Below are 19,540 nucleotides of genomic sequence, written 5' to 3'. Positions count from 1 at the left end.
AGCTTATAGCTTATAGCTTAGAACTTAGAACTTAGAACTTAGGGCTTAAGGCTTAGTACTAGAACTTAGCTATCATTTGGGACACTCAATACCAAATATAAACTGCGTAAGGTAAGTGGGTTAAACTTTCGAAATAACCCACTTTAATTCTTGTTAACTCTTCAATATTTCAAGTGGCATAGCCAGCATGTCATCACCAGAGCCTGCAAAGTACCAGATAATTCCAATCAAAATACCCACAGTTAAAAAATACCAAATCGTAGAAAATATCTGGCCGTATCTATCTAACGGTAATAAATGACTTTGATGGCGGGTTTTCCATTCAAACACAATTTCTAGGCTACCGATTAATAACAAGAAACCAAGTAATGCTAAACCTAAACTGTAACTGATGAACACACCGATTGCTGCGCCAGCCATACAGGCGATAAGCCCGACCATGCTGTTCATCGAAAAGGTAATGCTTTTTAAAATATGACCGCCATCTAAAGGTAAAATTGGTAGTAAATTAAACAGGTTTAGTAAGGCGTTAAAACTAGCGAGGCCAGCGAAGAATATATTGCCAGTGACCCAGTAAGCTATCATGCAACCTATCGACATTATTAAGCCAAATGTGGGCCCCATGATAGATATCACTACATTTTGCCAACGGGTATTAATGCGCTCGTCACTGACCGCTAAACCACCCATGAATGGGATGAGATAGATGCCTTTAGTCTTCATGCCAAAGTGTTTCATTGCCTTGATATGACCGTACTCATGGATAACCAAACAAGCGATTAATGCCAAGGCAAACTCGATTGAAAAAAGCCACGAATAGGCAGCAACACTCGCAGCTGCCAGCATCGCTTTAACCACTTTGGCACTTTTAAGTAATTTAAATCCTAAAGATGCCAATCCCACCATACTGAATTGTTGTTTTTTTACTGGGGCAACTTCAGGAACTTGTTGTTCAATATCCTTGGTATTACGTTGTCCTTCAGCAATGGTGTCTTTATCGACGAGCACTACATAGTTTATGAGAAACGGCTGCCATTGCACATCGGCTTCGAGACGGACTTTTGTGATGTTTCTACTGGCTTCTGTAATGACATCATCAGTGCTCGATGTTTGCATGGAAGCGGGCCGTGATAACTCAAACTCATGTATGTTAAAAGCCTGATTATCTACAGATGCTGACTTTTGCGAGACTAATTGATTGTCCCAATATAGTTGTTGCCAGCCCGCCATGGAGCCTTCTAATCGTAGGCGTTTACCAAGGCATTCTATATTCAGCAGTTCCATAAATTTAGCTGTTCCATTGTTATGATGAGAAGTTGATGATTGGTGGTGTGATTTAATTGATACATTGTTCGATGCAATTATTAAAACCGCTAGGCATTCTGCCTGATAGGCAAGGGTGACTCAAGCTAAATAGATTCAAGATAAGCGACAGCTTCAATCCCTTGCTTTACATCACTAAAAACAATTTTAGCGCTACAGCAATGACCGTTTAATACTGCGTGTTGTCGAACCAAATGGATAAAACTGACAATATCGATAGGGTGTTGGCTTATTTCAAGTTGAGGTAATTCCGCTGTGGGTTGTGGTACCTGCATCAAGCTTGAGTCTATTGTCGGTTCGATAACAATATCAAAGGTTAGCCCTGCAGTGTCTAATAGCTGATCTTGGTGATCATAGATGTGTGGTTGCAAGCAACAAAACTCTAGCCAATCTCTCTCACTGGCTAGATAAATCAGCTCTTCACTTTCTTGTTGCTTGATAATTGCAGGCCAACAAATGTTATCCATAGCATTTATCACCATCAGTTTTAATGGCTACCGTAATCAAAACTGATTTCATTATGAAGGTTTTTAATCTGACAAGGTCCATGCTCTCTTTGGGTTCGATTTTGAGCAGGGCCAATATGGATTTCGACATTGGAAAAAATATGCTGTTCAGCTTGAATAAAGTGCTTGCTGTAATAACCTCCGACCTCTTGTTGTAACTGTTTACACTCAGACTCTGCTTTAGCACGGTTATTCGCGACTTCTTTCTTTTCATCGAGCATCATTTTCACTTGCTCTATCATGCCGGCGTCAGTTTGCCATTCTGATTTAGGCGGAAGTTTTCTGAGTCGAGCTTCGATATCAAGCCCCATCACAACTAACTTTTTCGCTTTAGCATCGCACTCTTTAACTTCTGCTCTAAGCTCAGTTTGGTGCATAGCGCAATAAAGTTCTGTTTTTGTGCCTGCGGTTGCACCAAAGGCGACAGCTTTTATGCCTTTTTTAGCGGTTGCTCTACCGCCAACTAAATCACCGCGCTTTGCGCTAGGATCGCTGACAGTAATAACGCTATCCGATTGCGAATGACTATGCAGAAGTTGCTTAGTCACTAAAATATCACTGTGGGCAGTTAAATTTGAATATTGTACGAACTGAGCACAAATTTGCCCTTGAGCTGTGATGTTATTACTGAGTTCATGTTCTTTAATCTGCCTGCCAATAATGCCTTTGCTGACAATAACATCACCATCGGCTTCTAAGGTGGCTGATTCAACAAAGCCCATGACCGTAATGTCACCACTGCTTTTTACTTTCATACCTTCATGAACGTCACCTGTGATTAAAATACTGCCTTCAAAATCAACATGACCATACTTTACGTCGACATCTTTAATTTGCAGCACGTCATCGACTTGCATACCTTTTTTGTTTTCAACAGGCTGACCTGCCACCGTAGCGATCAGTTTATATGGATCTTCAGGGTCGATTTCTGTGCCACTACCAGGCTGCATCGACAGATCTTTTCCTTCAACCTGTAATATGGCTTCACCATGGATGTTATATCCAGCAGTGCCAGAAGTTGCAGGCGTTTTAACCATTAATACATCACCAGGTTTAACCATTATCATGGCGCCTAGGTTACGCATATCTACCGAGCCGTCTTCACGCTCTTGTGGTTGCAATAATCGCTCACGAGCAAGTGGAACTTTTCTACTCAAGCTAGCATTAATACCGTTGGCGGGTAATTTACCGACGGCGATAACACTGTCACAAGACTCACCAGGGGGAAGAATGGCTAATTGCTGAATAAGAGATTGAATTTTCGGCTTACTTAAGCCCATTTTTACTTTGTAAGATTTAAGTCCGTTGAGGATCATTGGCAGTGATGGATCTTTGCCACCCCAAGCTGCTTCTAACGTCATCGAGGCAGACATTTTATCTTCGTTTATATCTATGATGACTTTGCCATCAGCACGCTCAGCAATAACAAAAAATAACTCATGTTGACCGTTATCTTGACCACATAGCGCATTGATTTCGGCAACAGCATTATGAATGTTGTGCTGCATGGGGCGCAGCATGGCAAACTCAGGTTGAGTTAGCAGTTTACTGACATCGTCTTCAGACACTGGCCCATGAGTGTTGGGGATAACACGAAACTCAACTTGAGTTTGGTTTTCATTAAAAACCGCTAAGCTCCAATCCAACATAAAATACCTTTTGTTCATAGCCTGAGAAGGTTATCAGGTCAATGCGCCTTAGTGACGTTCTTGTTATTAACTAACAAAATGTAGCGGTTTTTTATGATAAAAACTAGTCAGAACGCAGTTGTTTTTTCACTAAATGATATATTTTTCTTAGAAAACTAAGAACTGTTAAAACTTTGTTACTTATGGAAAAAATATAGTTTGTACTTATTGTTTTCAGCTGGCACGTTCACTTGTCCGAATTCTTCAGCAATTGTGTCTGCATAGGGGAGGTTTCTGTTAGCAACGATTTGCCAAACCCCTTTATTTGACAGGCTGTTAGCGCTTGATTTTACGAAGTCTTTAGCAATTTGTGTGGTTGCCGCTAAACCGTCATGGAAGGGCGGGTTTGAGATGATGCCATCAAATTTACCAGATATTTGTTTAAACCCATCTGAAGCATATACATTGGCTTTCATGTCATTTGCCTCAAGTGTCAGCTCGCAAGCTTTTAATGCCATGGCATTAATATCGATACAATCAATATTAAGACTCGGGTTAGCCTTTAGCATTGCCGCACTAATAACGCCAGCGCCACAACCAAAGTCGAGTACTCTGCCTGTGAGCTCGGGTAGGTGTGATAACAATAGCTCTGTGCCTTGATCAAGTTTCTTTTCGCTAAACACGCCCACTAAATTGCAGATTGTGATATTGCCTTGAGGTGTGGCCAACTGATATTGACTCACCCAGTCATTAATATTCAGCTTAGGTGCTGCTTGTATAAGTTCAGCGACAAACAATAAACAATGACGAGCATTATCGCGTTTTAATGCGGTTGAATAATAGTTTGGTAGTAATTTAGCCAGAGACTTTACGCCGCCTTTGTTTTCCCCAATGACAATGAGTGTACCGCCAACATTAAGGTGCTTGGCAGCCAACTGGAAAAGGTATGGCGCGAGAGCTTTTGCTTTTGGGAAGTAAATCACCACAGTATCAAAAGTTTGTAACTGAGCATCTACAGGGACGTCATGGCCAAAATAACAGTGTAGATTTGCTTTTGTCTGTTTTGCTATTGTTTGATGATGATTAAAATCTAAGGCTAATGCAGTCACTGAGCTAGCAGTATCCAGCAATTCAACAGCTAAGGCATCTGCTTCATGATTTAGAATCAGTACATTCTGGTTTTCGACAAATTGAATGTTTCGTAGCAGAACTTGAGAAGTGTTGGTGAGCACAGAATCGACCTTAATAAATTAACCCAATAGTTATTGGCGGATTATAGCAAATAAGTCGTGCAGTGTTTATCTCTAAACTCACTGAAAATGAGCAACGTCAGTACAACTCAATAGTGTGCTTCTTGATGCAAAACTTGTAAATGGTGAGCAAATAAAAAGAGCAACTCATCGATTTAATGGGTTGCTCTTAATATCAGTACTAATTTGATTAAAAATCTAATTAAGTGATTGTTTAGTTTGAGATTTGCGGTAATAAGCTCATCATTTTAGTTGCGATTTCAGTGTTATCTTGATGACCACTGAATAAACGTGAACCAGGCCCTGCAGCAAATACTTGTACATCTGATGCAGTATGTCCCACTGAAGTCCAGCCAGTGTTAGTACGTAAATCAATAATGGTCATGATTGACTTAGTCAGCTGCTTTTGACCTTGCATTCTCGCTGTATCTAAAGTGCTAAGTTCTTGCTCAGAAGCTTCGAAGCCGACAAATTTATTAAAACTGGCTTGCCAATCATCAGTGCCGATAAGCTGCTCTGCAATCTTGTTTGGTGAAGCGTTAATGTTATGCAGTATCTCTGGTTTCCAAGCATATTCACCATTAGCACCAATCGATAAACCACCGGTATTATGATCGGCTGTAACGACCATTAGGGTATCTTGGCTTTCACGTACAAATTGCTCTACCACTTCAATTGCGTTAGCAAACTCGTCCATCTCGCCCATTGCCGTCGCAATGTCATTGGAGTGTCCTGCCCAGTCAATCAGGCTGCCTTCAACAATTAACACAAAGCCTTGTTCATTTTGAGATAATAACTGCAAAGACTTTTTGGTTAATGTACTGAGTTTGTAGCCTTGCTTATCGTCAATGACCCAAGGCAATTGCACTTCAGCAAATAGACCAAGGACTTTAGGTTGAGAAATGTTTTCAAGCTCTGAAAAATCAGTAATGTGTTGGTAGCCTTTGTTAGTAAATTGCTTGAGTAAGCTATCAGAGAAATATTTTTGCCCGCCGCCCAATATGACATCTGCATCTGAATCTAAATAAGCTTCAGCTATTTCAACATAGTTTCTGCGGTGCTCGTTATGTGCGAAAAATGCCGCAGGCGTGGCGTGGTTCACTTGGCTAGTGACGGCAAGGCCGGTTGATAAACCGCGCTCTTTTGCCATCTCCATTATCGATTTGAGAGGACGCTTCTCTACATCAACAGAAATCGCGCCATTATAGGTTTTAAAACCAGTGGCAAGTGCTGTGGCCGAAGCCGCTGAGTCGGTGACATAGCCACTTACAGAAGCTGGATAGGTACTTGCCATACCAACCAACAAACGGTCGAAGACTGTTTGTTCTATTTCTTCTGTTTCAGGGTTATCTTTGAAATAACGATAGGCAGTTGTATAAGCGGGTCCCATGCCATCACCAATCATAATAACCATGTTTTTAGGTTTAGATGGTGCTGTTGATACTCTGACTTGTTTGCTGGCGATATTGGTAATAGGCGCCACGATATCAGCAGGTAATGTGGTTGGGTCGATTTCGTTATCTACTTTTTTCGCCGCATTGTCAGATGCTTTGATAATTGAAGTGTCCGATACACTAGAGACGTGCACTTGGATCTGTGATGCAGTTTGTTCAGCTTTAGTATCAGCTTTTGCTAGTAATTGTTCGTTAGCAAATGTGCTATTTGAAAAGCACAGGGTTATCCCGAGTATTAAGCTCAGTGTTGTTCTTATTAGCATGGTAAATCCTGAAAAACTATCGTGTTCAAAACTTAAAGCACCAGCCTATCAGCAATGTTAATAGGCTGGATACAGATTAAGCTTGTTTATTAACTCGTACTTCAATGGCATCCATCAACATGCCAGTAATGTCGACATCAAATGCAGCTTCAATTTCTTTAATACAAGTGGGGCTAGTAACGTTAATTTCGGTGAGTTTGTCGCCAATCACGTCTAAACCGACAAAAATAAGCCCACGTTTTTTGAGCTCAGGACCTAATGTACGAGCGATATGGAAATCACTTTCTGATAAAGGTTGTGGTACACCGCTTCCGCCAGCTGCTAAGTTTCCGCGAGTTTCGCCTTTCATTGGAATACGCGCTAATGAATAAGGCACGGGTTCACCATCAACCACTAAAATGCGTTTATCACCTTGTTTAATTTCAGGAATAAAGCCTTGCGCCATCGCATAGCGTGTGCCGTGTTCGGTTAAGGTTTCTAAAATCACCCCAATATTCGGATCATCCTGTTTGACGCGAAAAATTGAAGCGCCGCCCATTCCATCAAGTGGCTTAAGAATGATATCGCCTTGTTCAGCTAAGAAATCACGGATACGTTTAGCATCGCGCGTGACAACGGCTTCTGGGGTAAATTCTGGGAACCAAGCAGTAAATAGCTTTTCATTAGCATCGCGAAGGCTTTGCGGCTTATTGACGATCAAAACGCCTTCTTCTTCAGCGCGTTCAAGCATATAAGTGGCATAGATAAATTCAGTATCAAAAGGCGGATCTTTACGCATTAAAATGACGTCTAAATCAGCAAGTGGTGTGTCGATGCTTTCACCTAATTCAAACCACTTGTCGGCGTTATTTTCAACTGTTAACGAACGCATATTGGCCATTGCCTTACCATTTACCATGGCAAGATCTTGCATTTCCATATAATACAGTTGGTAACCGCGTGACTGAGCAGCCATTAACATGGCAAAGCTAGAGTCTTTTTTAATGTTAATGTCGCTGATTGGATCCATTACTATGCCGAGCTTGATCATACTTTTATCCTTATTTTCTCAATGCTTATATCATTGATTAACCGATATCACCGAATCTTAGTTGCAAAGCGGTAATCGCAGTTAGTGAAGCTGTTTCTGTTCGTAACACTCGTGGGCCAAGTAATACGTCTGTAAAGAGGTGCGTTTCTGTCATGGCGATCTCTTCTTTTGATAGACCGCCTTCTGGGCCAATTAATAACCGCACTTTGTTATTTTTTAATGATAAACCATTAATACCATGTGCTGCCCGAGGGTGCAGGTTCAACTTTACTGCATCTGTTTGCTCTGCGCACCATTGGCTTAAAGTCATTGCAGGTCTGACTGTAGGCACAAAACTGCGCCCTGATTGTTCGCAGGCACTGATGACAATTTTTTGCCACTGATTGATTTTCTTTTCTAGGCGCTCGCCACTGAGTTTGACGCCGCATCGATCAGAAAACAGCGGTGTAATCGTGGTAACACCTAATTCAACTGATTTTTGAATGGTGAAGTCCATTCTGTCACCTCGAGAAATTACCTGACCTAAATGCAAATTCAGAGGAGATTCAGATTCGTTAGCTGTTTGTTCGATAATCTCAACGGTGACGTTTTTCTTATTCGCGCTGACAATGGTTGCAAGATAATCATAGCCATCACCACAGAACAGGCTAATGTTGTCACCTTCATTCATGCGTAACACTCGGCCGATATGTGCAGCACCATCTTCGTCTAGTTTTACTTGCTGATTAACAGTAAGTTCATTGATAGGTTGATAAATTCTTGGGACGCGCATAGTAGATCCTTAATCAATGAGGCCGAGATTCTGACATTGTTTTAAGACAAAACTATTATGATTGCCTTGGTTTTTTGCAATAAGTTGATCCCGTAGACATTCTACTTGATCAACTGGATAAGTTTTATTCCATGCTTCAAATAAGCGTTTTTGGCTGGAAGAAATAGATAATCCATAGTCTTGTTGCATATAAAAATATGTTCGAGCAATGGCGCCGCGACTTTGCTTTGGCGGCTGAGCCTTACGACCTTTAAAGTCGACTACCATAGCACACTGGCCGTATTGAGTGGCTTGTCCATTCCATTCACTAAATCGGTAGTTACTTCTATCGCCGTTCACTTCACCGACAGCAGGGGTTAGGTTGTGCAAGTCAGATTCCATTTTTTTAAATTGGCTACTGGTTCTGCCACAATTCTTACGCCCCCCATCTTGCCAACATTGCAGCTGATGACCAAACTCCCACGCCGAGACCACATGTTCCCATTCAATTCTATTGGCTCTTGGGATTTGCTTACGGACTTGATAACCGCAACTGTCTAAATCTGGTTTCCATTGTTTACCAACGACATTGATATCACAACCACAATAGAAGCTCGTCATAGGCAAAGAAGTACTATAAATTTTTTGAGCGACTTTTTTAGCACTTCTAAAACTAGTGGGGTGCTTTGCTGCTTGCGCGCTATAACTTGTGATAATGACAGCAAGAAAGATAAACAGCAGTGTTGGCAGTTGATATATTTTGTTTGTTTTATGGTACGACACAATAAACCCTAACTTCATTAATACGGCACAATTGATACGGGTTGGTATCAGTTGATATTTGCGAAGGATGGTAAGGGATTGGTACCTGTGATGCAATCAGATTAACTAATCAAATAAGCTATTTATTATGCTTTTGCTGCCAGCACTTGCGAGCAGTTTTTACAGCGATACTGGGTTTGATTGCGCAATACTTTATTGTGGCGTCTAATTGATAACTGCACTGGGCCACATGCACAATAATACTCGAACTGTTTACCTGCTACAGACTGGGTATTAAGTTGATGAGTGGTGTGTGCTGGGACGTTATAAACTTGGTGCATGATGCGCTGCCATTCAACGCCATGGGGCTTTACTCGCCCAAATAATTGATAACTTAACAGATGGCTAATTTCATGTGGCACGACTTGTTCAATAAATTCCGTACTGTTTTCTTCAAGTAACACAGGATTAAAGCGTAATTTATTCAGCTGTAAATGTGCTGTACCTGCACTTTTTCCTCTTAAGGTAAATTGAACAATGGGTCTTGGGAATTGACGCCCGAGAATTGCCTCTGCCTGTTGGTAATCAGCTTCAATCTTTTTAAGTACAGTTTGTTGAACTTCAGTTTTAGGTAGGCAGCTTTTAGCTATAGAGCGGGTATGGGATGAACCCACACTGCTTGCTTTGGTAGAAGAGAGCTTTGTTGGGCGACTAAACAAGGTTTTGAACATAGAAGCTGGCTTGTACCTGACTCAAATAATCGTGGTTCATGAATGTATAATCACAATACATTGTTATGGAGAGTGGTACCCAACAATGGTGATATCAGTGAGTATATCTTGTGGAACTGGATTGCTGCAATCCGGTTGCAGCAAATCCATTTATAGCATTGATTATTCAGCTGCTGCCAGTTTTACCATTTCAACGATTTGCTCAACGATAGCCCATTCAGTATCTGCATCATAGCCGCTGACTCTCGGGGTATGAATGTGACCTACTGGAATATCACGGTTAAATTGTTGTTTGAGTAAGATACTGCGGTATGAAATCTCATTTGATAAATAACCACCACCTGAACCTTCTACCGAGGTTTCATTTGCCAATTCATAAATTGATTTCGCATCAAACTGTCCACGGCTGATAGTAGTGACCTGATGATTATCATTCACCTGCCATTGGCCTTCTGCTTTTTGCATGGCGCTTACAGGTAAGGAAAACTCAACAAACTCTGAACCATTTAATGTGCCACCATTAAAAAACGGCGCTTTAGGTGCTGCTTTGTTCGCGCCAGTATAAACATTTAAGTTATCTGGGGCTGCTGCACTTCTGCCGCGAGCCGGAAAGCGTTCAATATCAAAGTCATCGCGTCCCATACTCACAGTGAAAATCATATCGATGCTGTTATCGCGATACATTGGTGTGAGTAATGATTCGATAATGCCGTTATCAAAGTCGGCAAATCTGACTGGGATCATCACGGTTTCAATTTGTGCTTGCTGTCCATTAACATCAAACGTCATGCCGTCGAGTGCTAATGCTGTTAAGCCTGATGGATTGCTTTGGGTGATGTCTTTATCTAAAAAGAAAGGATCAAAACCTGTCAGTAAAATTTTGATGCGAGTTTCTGGTTTAAAGTGAATATCGCTTAAACCACGAGAAGACTTTTCAAATGCCTTAACAAGGATGTCGCGCTGCCAAGGGACAATATTGTACCCAGCATCAGCGGTTTTCAAGGTTTGGCGCATTGCCAACCGGCTCCAGTAAAGCGCGCGGTCATCGTAGTTGCCCGCTTTTACATCTGCGACAGCTTGTTGCCATAATTTTGTACCTTGCGAGGCAACCATTTGGGTAATGGCTAACTCATCTGTTGAGGCACTAAGCTGGCTATCTAATTGACTATTTAAATTATCAAAACGGTTCGCCACATCCGCCATAACATCCATCACTTTAGGTAAACGTAATTCTTCAACGTCTAAGTTTGCGGCATCATTTTTGGCATAACTGGCTGCTGACGTTAACAGTGCTGCAGCAACTAAGGTGCTGATGATTAAGGGCTTGAACATGGCTATTCCTTTAGGATGTCTTTTCGTTGTTATGGTTTAATTTACCACGGCTTTCATACTAATTCATTATTGATTGCAAAGACTCTTGGCTACTATATCGTTTGGCAAAAAAGTCTAGAAAGGCACTAATATTATTGGCTAATTGCTTACGGCTTGAATAGACGCCATAAACTTTAAATGATTCCATTGGCCATTCTTGTAATATCGGCACTAGGCTGCCTGCAGCAAGCTCTTGCTTACAACTGTTATTTGATAACATCGCAATGCCAAAGTCATCTTGTGCTAAGCGTTTGACCATACTGGCACTGTTCACTCTCACTTTACGTTGAAAGCTTGCCATGGTCTTGCGACTACCTTTACCCACAGGCCAAATTGGCGCGGATAAACTGGTGCCTAATAATATGCCGCTGTGTTGTGCCAATTCTTGTGGGGTAGCAGGGGTGCCTGATTTTTTGAGATATCCCGGACTTGCGACTAAAATAGGTTGACGTTCAAATAGCAGTTTAGCCACTAAGTCAGAAGATTCTAGTGGACCATATTTAATGGCGATGTCATATCCTTCACCGACTAAGCCAACGTTACTGTCGGTAAATTGGACGTCCAGTTCGATATTAGGATAAAGGCGCATAAAGCTACTGCATAAGTTAGCGATCACTTCTTGGGAGAATGAGACTGGTATGGCCACTCGTAGTGAACCTGAAATATCACTATGGGTATTTTCAATAATGGCTTTGGCAGCATCGATTTCTTGACTGATAGAATCACAGTGTTGAAAGAATAACGAACCGACTTGAGTGAGACTTAAATTACGGGTGTCACGTTGCAGTAACCGCACGCCTAGCTGCTCTTCTAGCTGAGCAACCTTGCGACTAATGGTTGATTTTGGTTGTCCGATGTCTCGGGCTGCTTGGGAAAAACCTTTTGCTCTAACTACTGCTGCAAACAGCATCATACCGTTTAAATCAGGCACCTTAGCCTCACTGTCTCAAAAATGGAACAAAGCGTCTCCGATAGTTTAATGGTAATTTGACAGGGAACAAAGTTATATTTACCGTCTAAAAATTTTAGAGGCTATATAAGCAGAGGATCTTTTGATGACTAGCAAAAAGCAGCCCGTAAACAAGACAACAGCTCAAGCGGCTGATCCGCTATTTTTACAAGCGGAACATTTAGCTAAAGATTTTTCATTATTTCCTGCTCATAGCAAGCAATCTTTGGCCGAAGAAATTAAAGGATTGTTATCTGAAGATGCAATTCAATCAAACTTAAAAGAGTTAGCGACATTAGATGTCGATACCTACGTGACGAAAGTCATTCAGCCAACTCAAGATAAGAATCGCCCAAGTGCAAAGCGTGTTATTGCTGATCTTAAAGGTAAGATGATTAGCGAAACTCACCTTGGTGCATTCTACAGTGCGGAAATCGAATTAAACTTTGGTTCTCGTACTCGTCGTGTTGGTTTTATTGCCCAAGAAAGAACCACGGGTAATGGCGCTTGGATGCCAGAACATCACTTAGCTGCATGTAAAGCTATTCGTCACTTCTCTGAACTATCAATGCCAATCGTTTATTTAATTGATACTCCAGGTGCCGATGCGGGTGAAGTCGCTAACAGCCAAAACCAAGCTCACACAATTTCTAAAGCGATTGCTGAAAGTGCTAACGTTGACGTGCCTACCGTCGGTATTGTTATCGGCGCAGGTTACTCAGGTGGCGCAATTCCATTAGCTGCAGCGAACATCTTACTTTCACTGCGTGATGGTATTTTCAATACTATTCAGCCTCAAGGTTTGCAATCAATTGCACGTAAGTACAACTTATCTTGGCAAGAATGTGCCAAATCAGTGGGTGTTTCGCCTGAAGAGTTACTTACTGCTGGTTGTATTGATGGCATCGTAGATTTCTCTCCTTACGATAAAGATGAGCGTCAGCATAATCTTCGCCGCGCTATTATCAGTAGTATTGAAGCTGTTGAGACTGCTGCAATTAATTTCGTACGTGAATCAGCCGATTTACGTGAACATTACGACCGTAGTTTGTCGCGTTACTTAGACCCATCTAAGAATCTTGTAGCGCTTGAAAACAACCAAGGTTTAGCTGTCGCTAGTAGCCCAACAATGCACCACAATCTATTTGGTAGTGCATACCGTTATTTACGTTACCTGACACTGCGTAGCCGTATTCATTCAATTTCTGTTGAACAGTACGGTCGTTTATCAAAAGTGAGTGTGCCAGAAGGGGACTTACTTGAACGTATCCAGCAAGAGCAAGACAGTGTCTTCCAAGCTTGGTTATCAACACCTGATAAGCTGGTTTACGATGAAGAACTGAATAAGCTTTGGGGCACGTTCGATAGTAAGCGTAATGAAATCTCTACTGAGCGTAACGTGATTACACGTTTCATTTTAGGTGAACCAAAAGAGAACTATAAAAAAGCCCGTAAAGCATTATTGTTCAACATTGGTTGGTCTTTATATCATCGCTGGAAGAGTAACGCAGCTAACAACTTTAAGGGGTTAATTAAACACCTTGAGTCATTACCTGCATCTAAAACGCAAGCACCTTGGCCAGAATTAAACCAGTTAACAGTACTGGATATTGTGGTTAACGATGAGCTGCGTGAAGATTTCATTTGGCAATGTCATAACGTACTTATCTTTAATGCGTTATACGACAATGTGGTTCAGAACTTAGCGTCGATTTCGAAAGAAGCGATGATGTCTAAGAGTCTTTCTCGTGAGTCAGTTGATAAGCTACTACATACCTCTATCGATATTGCACTTTCAAAAAATGATGACGCAAACGATAAAGCTAAGTTCTATAAATGGCTTAAATTCTTCATGGACCAATCTAACCGTGCAGAATTACTGACCCGTGTAGAGCAATGGAAGAGCGTTGGTAACCCACAATTAAACGACAGCTTATTCGTTATCTTGACGTATTTCTTTGAGCGTTTATTACCTGAATACTTTGACAGTGAAGAAGACCAAAGCAAGTACACAGGTGCAATTAACCCTGTGCGTATTGGTCGTCGTAAAGATTTCTGGAACCGCCTCACCATGGGCTACCAAGATCTATTAATCCAAAAAGTACTTCGCGACGAAAAGCGCCAAGGAAAAATGGGTTGGGAGAATGTTATTGGTAAGTTCTTCACTGAATTTGAAGAGTTAAATGGCGACAAAATGTCGGCTAACTTACTTAACTTCCCAGGTTTCCGTTTATCAATTGAAGATGCATTAGACAAAGGCATTCGCCCATGTGGTTTGATTACCGGTGTCGCTGACTTTGAGCATGGTGATAACAAACATCGCGTTGGTGTTGCTGTATCAAATATTGCTTTCCAAGCGGGTGCATTCGATATGGCCAGTGCTGAAAAATTCAGCGCGCTATTGATTGAATGTGCTAAACGTAAATTGCCAGTGGTGTGTTTCATCAGTTCTGGTGGTATGCAAACCAAAGAAGGTGCAGCTGCACTATTCTCAATGGCTGTGGTTAATGACCGTATCACTCGTTTTGTTCGTGATAACGAGTTACCAGTGTTGATGTTCGGTTTTGGTGATTGTACCGGTGGTGCACAAGCAAGTTTTGTTACCCATCCATTAGTGCAAACTTATTACCTATCTGGCACCAACATGCCATTCGCTGGCCAAATGGTAGTACCTGCTTACTTACCGTCTACAGCAACGCTATCGAACTACTTGTCGAAAGTACCTGGTGCAATGACTGGTTTGGTTCACAATCCGTTCAGCGATACGTTAGATAGCCATTTATCAAGCATTGACCCATTAATGCCGCTACCTAATTTACATGCCAATGAAATCATTGCTAAAGCACTATCAAGCTTAGTGCCTGAAGTGAAAGCAATAGAAGAGAAGATTGTTCAAGACGATCCTCGTGAGCTGATGAAGCCAATCGATAAAGTCTTAGTACATGCTCGTGGTTGTACAGCGGTTAAATTGATCCGCAAGGCGCACGATAACAAGATTAATGTTGTGTTAGTGGCATCAGATCCTGATATGACTTCAGTCCCTGCTGACATGCTTAAAGTAAACGATAAGCTAGTCTGTATTGGTGGTAATACATCTGACGAAAGTTACTTGAATGCCTACTCTGTATTGAAAGTCGCTGACTACGAAAACGTTGATGCGCTTCACCCTGGTATTGGTTTCTTATCAGAAAGCCCACAGTTTGCGGCTCTATGTGTTAACAATGGCGTTAACTTTGTTGGCCCAAGCGTGCATTCAATGACGACGATGGGTAACAAATCAAATGCGATTAAGACTTCACAGGACCAAAATGTACCGGTAGTACCTGGTTCACACGGTATTTTGACTAACGCTGAGCAAGCGGTGAACGTTGCACTTGAAATTGGTTACCCAGTGTTGCTTAAAGCGGTACAAGGTGGTGGCGGTAAAGGTATTCAGGTTGTCACTAAGCCTGAAGACATGATTGGTTTATTCCAAAAGACCTCTACAGAAGCCGCAGCAGCCTTTGGTAATGGCGATTTATACTTAGAGAAGTATGTAACGTCTCTGCGTCACATCGAAGTACAGTTATTACGTGATAAATTTGGTAACACCAAAGTATTGGGTATTCGTGACTGTTCAGTGCAACGTAACAACCAGAAAGTGATTGAAGAGTCTGGTTCTACTATGTTGCCTGAAGAGCTTAAGCAGCGTGTGCTTGAATATACTCGTGCTTTAGGTGATGCGACTGATTACATGGGCGCAGGTACGGTTGAATTCATTTACAACCTTGATGCTAACGAAGTGTATTTCATGGAAATGAATACCCGTCTTCAAGTAGAGCATCCTGTAACGGAAGCGACATCAGGAATCGATATTGTAAGTGCGCAGTTTGATATTGCTGCGGGCCGTTCAATTGAAGACCTACAACCTGTTGATCAAGGTTACGCCATGGAAGTGCGCGTAACAGCTGAAAAAGCAGCACTTGATAGTGAAGGTGTACTGCAGTTATTACCTAACCCAGGAATGATCACTGAATGTGTTATGCCTGAACGTGATGACATTGAAATCATTTCTATTGCTGAGACTGGCAAAGAAGTATCGCCGTACTACGATAGCTTAATTGCACAAATCATTATTCGCGGCGAATCACGTGAAGATGTTGTCACTAAGATGTCTGAGTATCTTGATAATGTCGTGATTAAAGGTATCGCAACCAATATTCCATTATTGAAGCTGATTCTTAAAGATGCGACGTTCAATGAAGGTGTATACGATACTAACTACTTGCCGCGCTTAATGGCTGAGTTAGATGTGCCTGCACTAGTTGCTGAAATGGAAGCCGCTGCTGAAACGGTCGGTTTAGATACTGAATCACTGCGTGTTGCTGAAAGTAATGAGCTTAAAGTATTAGCACAAGGTGCGGGTATCTTCTATACCTCACCAGCACCAGGTGAGCCAGACTTTGTTAAAGAAGGTGACATTGTTACTGTGGATCAGAATTTAGCGCTTACAGAAGCGATGAAGATGTTCTCGCAAGTAACTCTAGCTGGATTTAACCGTCAAAACGCTGTGCTGTACCCTGAAAATCAGAAATACCGAATTGAGCGTATTCTGAATGGTAATGGCCAGCAGGTTTCTCAAGGCGATTTACTGTTTGTTATTTTACCTATTGATGGTGAGTAACAATCAATTAGCGTGATAGCAATGCTATTACGCTAACTAAATTGCTTAACTAAATCCTCAGTTGAAAAACTGGGGATTTTTTATCGCTATGCAAGATTGAACTCGACACAAATTAACGTAATTAAGATTGAATTAATTGATACAAATTCGCTTTTTTGTTGCCGATTGCAGAAAAAATGTCTTACTCAACCTATTCGTCATAAAAAATACACGATTTGGGTCTGAAAAACTAAGTTGTTTGAAAAATAAACAATAACTTTTATTTTATTGTTTTATTTAGGAATAATGAAATTAAAGGCAATTTTTTTTTGCAAAATGTGATAAATTTTGCAAGTCCTATTTGCGCATTTGAAGGTTCCCACTTACAATATGCGCCTAAAATAACCAGATGTGCGGTGTGTTAAGCTTTTTTCATACTCCGTGTACCTCTTAACTAATCATTAAAGTTGAATCATGACCGAATTATCCAAATACAGAAACATTGGTATCTTCGCTCACGTTGACGCGGGTAAAACCACGACCACCGAGCGTATCCTTAAGCTAACCGGTAAGATCCACAAGATCGGTGAAGTGCATGATGGTGAATCTACTACTGACTTCATGGAACAGGAAGCTGAGCGCGGTATTACCATTCAGTCAGCAGCAGTAAGCTGTTTCTGGAATGACCACCGTTTTAACGTTATCGACACTCCAGGCCACGTTGACTTCACTGTTGAAGTATATCGTTCGCTTAAAGTTCTTGATGGTGGTGTTGGTGTATTCTGTGGTTCTGGTGGTGTTGAGCCTCAGTCAGAAACTAACTGGCGCTATGCTAACGAATCAGAAGTAGCTCGTATCATCTTCGTAAACAAATTAGACCGTATGGGTGCTGATTTCTTACGCGTTGTTAAGCAAACTCAAGATGTTCTTGCAGCTAACCCATTAGTTATGGTTTTACCGATTGGTATCGAAGATGAGTTTACAGGTGTTGTTGACCTATTAACTCGTAAAGCTTGGATATGGGATGAAACTGGTGAAGCTGAAAACTACAAGATCGAAGACGTTCCAGCTGACATGGTTGACATGGTAGAAGAATACCGTGAAATGTTAATCGAAACTGCTGTTGAGCAAGACGACGATCTAATGGAAGCTTACATGGAAGGCGAAGAGCCTGCTATGGAAGACATCAAGCGTTGTATCCGTAAGGGTACTCGTACAATGGCATTCTTCCCAACATACTGTGGTTCTGCGTTCAAGAACAAAGGTATGCAGCTTCTTCTTGATGCTGTTGTTGACTACCTACCTGATCCAGTTGAAGTTGATCCTCAGCCTCTTACTGATGAAGAAGGTAACGAAACAGGCGAGCACGCTTTAGTTTCAGTTGACGAGCCATTCAAAGCTTTAGCATTCAAAATCATGGATGACCGTTTCGGTGCACTTACTTTCGTACGTATTTACTCAGGTAAAATCAAGAAAGGTGACACCATCCTTAACTCGTTTACAGGTAAAACTGAACGTGTTGGTCGTATGGTTGAGATGCAAGCTGATGAGCGTAACGAATTAGATTCAGCGCAAGCTGGTGATATTATCGCTATCGTTGGTATGAAGAATGTTCAAACTGGTCACACTTTATGTGATGTTAAACATCCTTGTACTCTTGAAGCAATGGTATTCCCAGAGCCAGTTATCTCTATCGCTGTAGCACCTAAAGATAAAGGTGGTTCAGAGAAAATGGGTATCGCTATCGGTAAAATGATTGCAGAAGATCCATCTTTCCGCGTAGAAACTGATGAAGATTCAGGCGAAACCATCCTTAAAGGTATGGGTGAGCTTCACTTAGACATTAAAGTAGACATCCTTAAGCGTACTTACGGTGTTGACTTAATCGTTGGTGAACCTCAAGTTGCTTACCGTGAAACTATTACTCGTGAAATCGAAGATAGCTACACGCATAAGAAACAGTCTGGTGGTTCTGGTCAGTTTGGTAAAATTGACTACATCATCCGTCCAGGTGAGCAAAACACTGGTTTCACTTTCAGCTCTAAAGTTGTTGGTGGTAACGTACCGAAAGAATTCTGGCCTGCAGTTGAGAAAGGTTTCGCATCATTGATGGGAACGGGTACTGTTGCTGGTTTCCCAGTATTAGATGTTGAATTAGAACTTTTAGATGGTGCTTTCCACGCAGTTGATTCGTCAGCTATCGCGTTCGAAATTGCTGCTAAAGGCGCATTCCGTCAGTCTATGCCTAAAGCCGGTGCACAACTTCTTGAGCCTATCATGAACGTTGATGTATTCAGCCCAGATGATAACGTCGGTGACGTTATTGGTGACCTTAACCGTCGCCGTGGTATGATCAAAGACCAAATGGCTGGTGTTACTGGTGTTCGTATTAAAGCTGACGTACCGTTATCAGAAATGTTCGGTTACATCGGTTCACTACGTACTATGACATCAGGTCGTGGCCAATTCTCTATGGAATTCGCTCACTACTCACCATGTCCAAACAGTGTTTCTGAAAAAGTAATTGCTGAAGTTAAAGAACGTGAAGCTAATAAGTAATTATTAACTAAACTCTTTAATTAAAAAACCGCTGCCTTTGCAGCGGTTTTTTTATGGGTCATTTTCAAGCTTAGATTCAAATAAGTATTTAACTTTGTATTAAATAAGAAGGTGAGAGAATAAATTCATTTCTTTTTACTTCACTTATTTACTCTTTAGAATCATGCTTACCGACAAAAGTCATTAATAGACAATGTCAGCATTTAGTAGAAAACTGCGGTTGCTAACTTGAATCGTCTATTCTGAAATCGGTTGTTGCAAGCTGTAGTTTAAAAGCATTGAGATAGGGCTTTAATCACTGGTTGACTGTGTTGACTGTGT

At 41.4% G+C, this 19,540-nt stretch carries 13 protein-coding genes; 2 read left to right on the top strand and 11 right to left on the bottom strand.

What is annotated here, in order from left to right; genetic code table 11:
• Window positions 1-153 precede the first annotated feature (153 nt).
• From BCU84_RS02765 to BCU84_RS02715, 11 genes are all read right to left on the bottom strand, one after another.
• Window positions 154-1,284, bottom strand: a complete 1,131-nt coding sequence (locus BCU84_RS02765) for a site-2 protease family protein (protein ID WP_102526576.1) — start codon at window positions 1,282-1,284, stop codon at window positions 154-156.
• A gap of 125 nt (window positions 1,285-1,409) precedes the next feature.
• Window positions 1,410-1,790 carry a DUF4144 family protein gene (locus tag BCU84_RS02760; protein WP_157936186.1) on the bottom strand — a complete coding sequence of 127 codons (381 nt, stop codon included), beginning with the start codon at window positions 1,788-1,790 and terminating at the stop codon, window positions 1,410-1,412.
• A 20-nt stretch (window positions 1,791-1,810) separates the two neighbouring features.
• The gene (locus BCU84_RS02755; protein ID WP_102526574.1) at window positions 1,811-3,478 is read right to left on the bottom strand and encodes a FapA family protein; all 1,668 of its coding nucleotides are present in this window, start codon (window positions 3,476-3,478) and stop codon (window positions 1,811-1,813) included.
• A gap of 176 nt (window positions 3,479-3,654) precedes the next feature.
• Window positions 3,655-4,689, bottom strand: a complete 1,035-nt coding sequence (locus tag BCU84_RS02750) for a methyltransferase (RefSeq protein ID WP_102526573.1) — start codon at window positions 4,687-4,689, stop codon at window positions 3,655-3,657.
• A 232-nt stretch (window positions 4,690-4,921) separates the two neighbouring features.
• Window positions 4,922-6,424 carry an alkaline phosphatase gene (locus BCU84_RS02745; RefSeq protein WP_241906343.1) on the bottom strand — a complete coding sequence of 501 codons (1,503 nt, stop codon included), beginning with the start codon at window positions 6,422-6,424 and terminating at the stop codon, window positions 4,922-4,924.
• 76 nt (window positions 6,425-6,500) lie between these two features.
• Window positions 6,501-7,454, bottom strand: coding sequence for a glutathione synthase (gene gshB, locus BCU84_RS02740; RefSeq protein WP_102526572.1), 954 nt, complete (start codon window positions 7,452-7,454; stop codon window positions 6,501-6,503).
• Window positions 7,455-7,491: 37 nt separating this feature from the next.
• Window positions 7,492-8,226 (bottom strand): 16S rRNA (uracil(1498)-N(3))-methyltransferase, encoded by a 735-nt coding sequence (rsmE, locus tag BCU84_RS02735; protein WP_102526571.1) that lies wholly within the window; start codon window positions 8,224-8,226, stop codon window positions 7,492-7,494.
• Window positions 8,227-8,235: 9 nt separating this feature from the next.
• Entirely contained in the window at window positions 8,236-8,955 is a 720-nt protein-coding gene (locus BCU84_RS02730; RefSeq protein ID WP_277868755.1) for an endonuclease, read from the bottom strand.
• Window positions 8,956-9,113: 158 nt separating this feature from the next.
• Window positions 9,114-9,698, bottom strand: coding sequence for a SprT family zinc-dependent metalloprotease (locus BCU84_RS02725; RefSeq protein ID WP_102526569.1), 585 nt, complete (start codon window positions 9,696-9,698; stop codon window positions 9,114-9,116).
• Window positions 9,699-9,860: 162 nt separating this feature from the next.
• Window positions 9,861-11,030 carry a hypothetical protein gene (locus tag BCU84_RS02720; protein ID WP_102526568.1) on the bottom strand — a complete coding sequence of 390 codons (1,170 nt, stop codon included), beginning with the start codon at window positions 11,028-11,030 and terminating at the stop codon, window positions 9,861-9,863.
• Window positions 11,031-11,088: 58 nt separating this feature from the next.
• Window positions 11,089-12,000, bottom strand: coding sequence for a LysR family transcriptional regulator (locus tag BCU84_RS02715; RefSeq protein WP_102526567.1), 912 nt, complete (start codon window positions 11,998-12,000; stop codon window positions 11,089-11,091).
• A 124-nt stretch (window positions 12,001-12,124) separates the two neighbouring features.
• Between BCU84_RS02715 and BCU84_RS02710 the strand changes: the two genes are divergently transcribed.
• Together BCU84_RS02710 and fusA are read left to right on the top strand one after the other, a co-directional pair.
• Complete coding sequence (locus BCU84_RS02710; protein WP_102526566.1) at window positions 12,125-16,681, top strand: biotin carboxylase N-terminal domain-containing protein; 4,557 nt, start codon at window positions 12,125-12,127, stop codon at window positions 16,679-16,681.
• A gap of 453 nt (window positions 16,682-17,134) precedes the next feature.
• Window positions 17,135-19,219 carry an elongation factor G gene (gene fusA / locus BCU84_RS02705; protein ID WP_102526565.1) on the top strand — a complete coding sequence of 695 codons (2,085 nt, stop codon included), beginning with the start codon at window positions 17,135-17,137 and terminating at the stop codon, window positions 19,217-19,219.
• Window positions 19,220-19,540 lie beyond the last annotated feature (321 nt).

The organism is Shewanella sp. 10N.286.51.B7, from assembly GCF_002873615.1.
GTDB lineage: Bacteria > Pseudomonadota > Gammaproteobacteria > Enterobacterales > Shewanellaceae > Shewanella > Shewanella electrodiphila.
The sequence above is the reverse complement of the archived record's forward strand: the minus strand, read 5'-3'. Positions and strand labels throughout refer to the sequence as shown.

Coding starts and splice junctions, on each gene's coding strand:
- BCU84_RS02765 (WP_102526576.1), bottom strand. CDS start 1,284: ATGGAACTGCTGAATATAGAATGCCTTGGTAAACGCCTACGATTAGAA.
- BCU84_RS02760 (WP_157936186.1), bottom strand. CDS start 1,790: ATGGATAACATTTGTTGGCCTGCAATTATCAAGCAACAAGAAAGTGAA.
- BCU84_RS02755 (WP_102526574.1), bottom strand. CDS start 3,478: ATGTTGGATTGGAGCTTAGCGGTTTTTAATGAAAACCAAACTCAAGTT.
- BCU84_RS02745 (WP_241906343.1), bottom strand. CDS start 6,424: ATGCTAATAAGAACAACACTGAGCTTAATACTCGGGATAACCCTGTGC.
- gshB (WP_102526572.1), bottom strand. CDS start 7,454: ATGATCAAGCTCGGCATAGTAATGGATCCAATCAGCGACATTAACATT.
- rsmE (WP_102526571.1), bottom strand. CDS start 8,226: ATGCGCGTCCCAAGAATTTATCAACCTATCAATGAACTTACTGTTAAT.
- BCU84_RS02725 (WP_102526569.1), bottom strand. CDS start 9,698: ATGTTCAAAACCTTGTTTAGTCGCCCAACAAAGCTCTCTTCTACCAAA.
- BCU84_RS02720 (WP_102526568.1), bottom strand. CDS start 11,030: ATGTTCAAGCCCTTAATCATCAGCACCTTAGTTGCTGCAGCACTGTTA.
- BCU84_RS02710 (WP_102526566.1), top strand. CDS start 12,125: ATGACTAGCAAAAAGCAGCCCGTAAACAAGACAACAGCTCAAGCGGCT.
- fusA (WP_102526565.1), top strand. CDS start 17,135: ATGACCGAATTATCCAAATACAGAAACATTGGTATCTTCGCTCACGTT.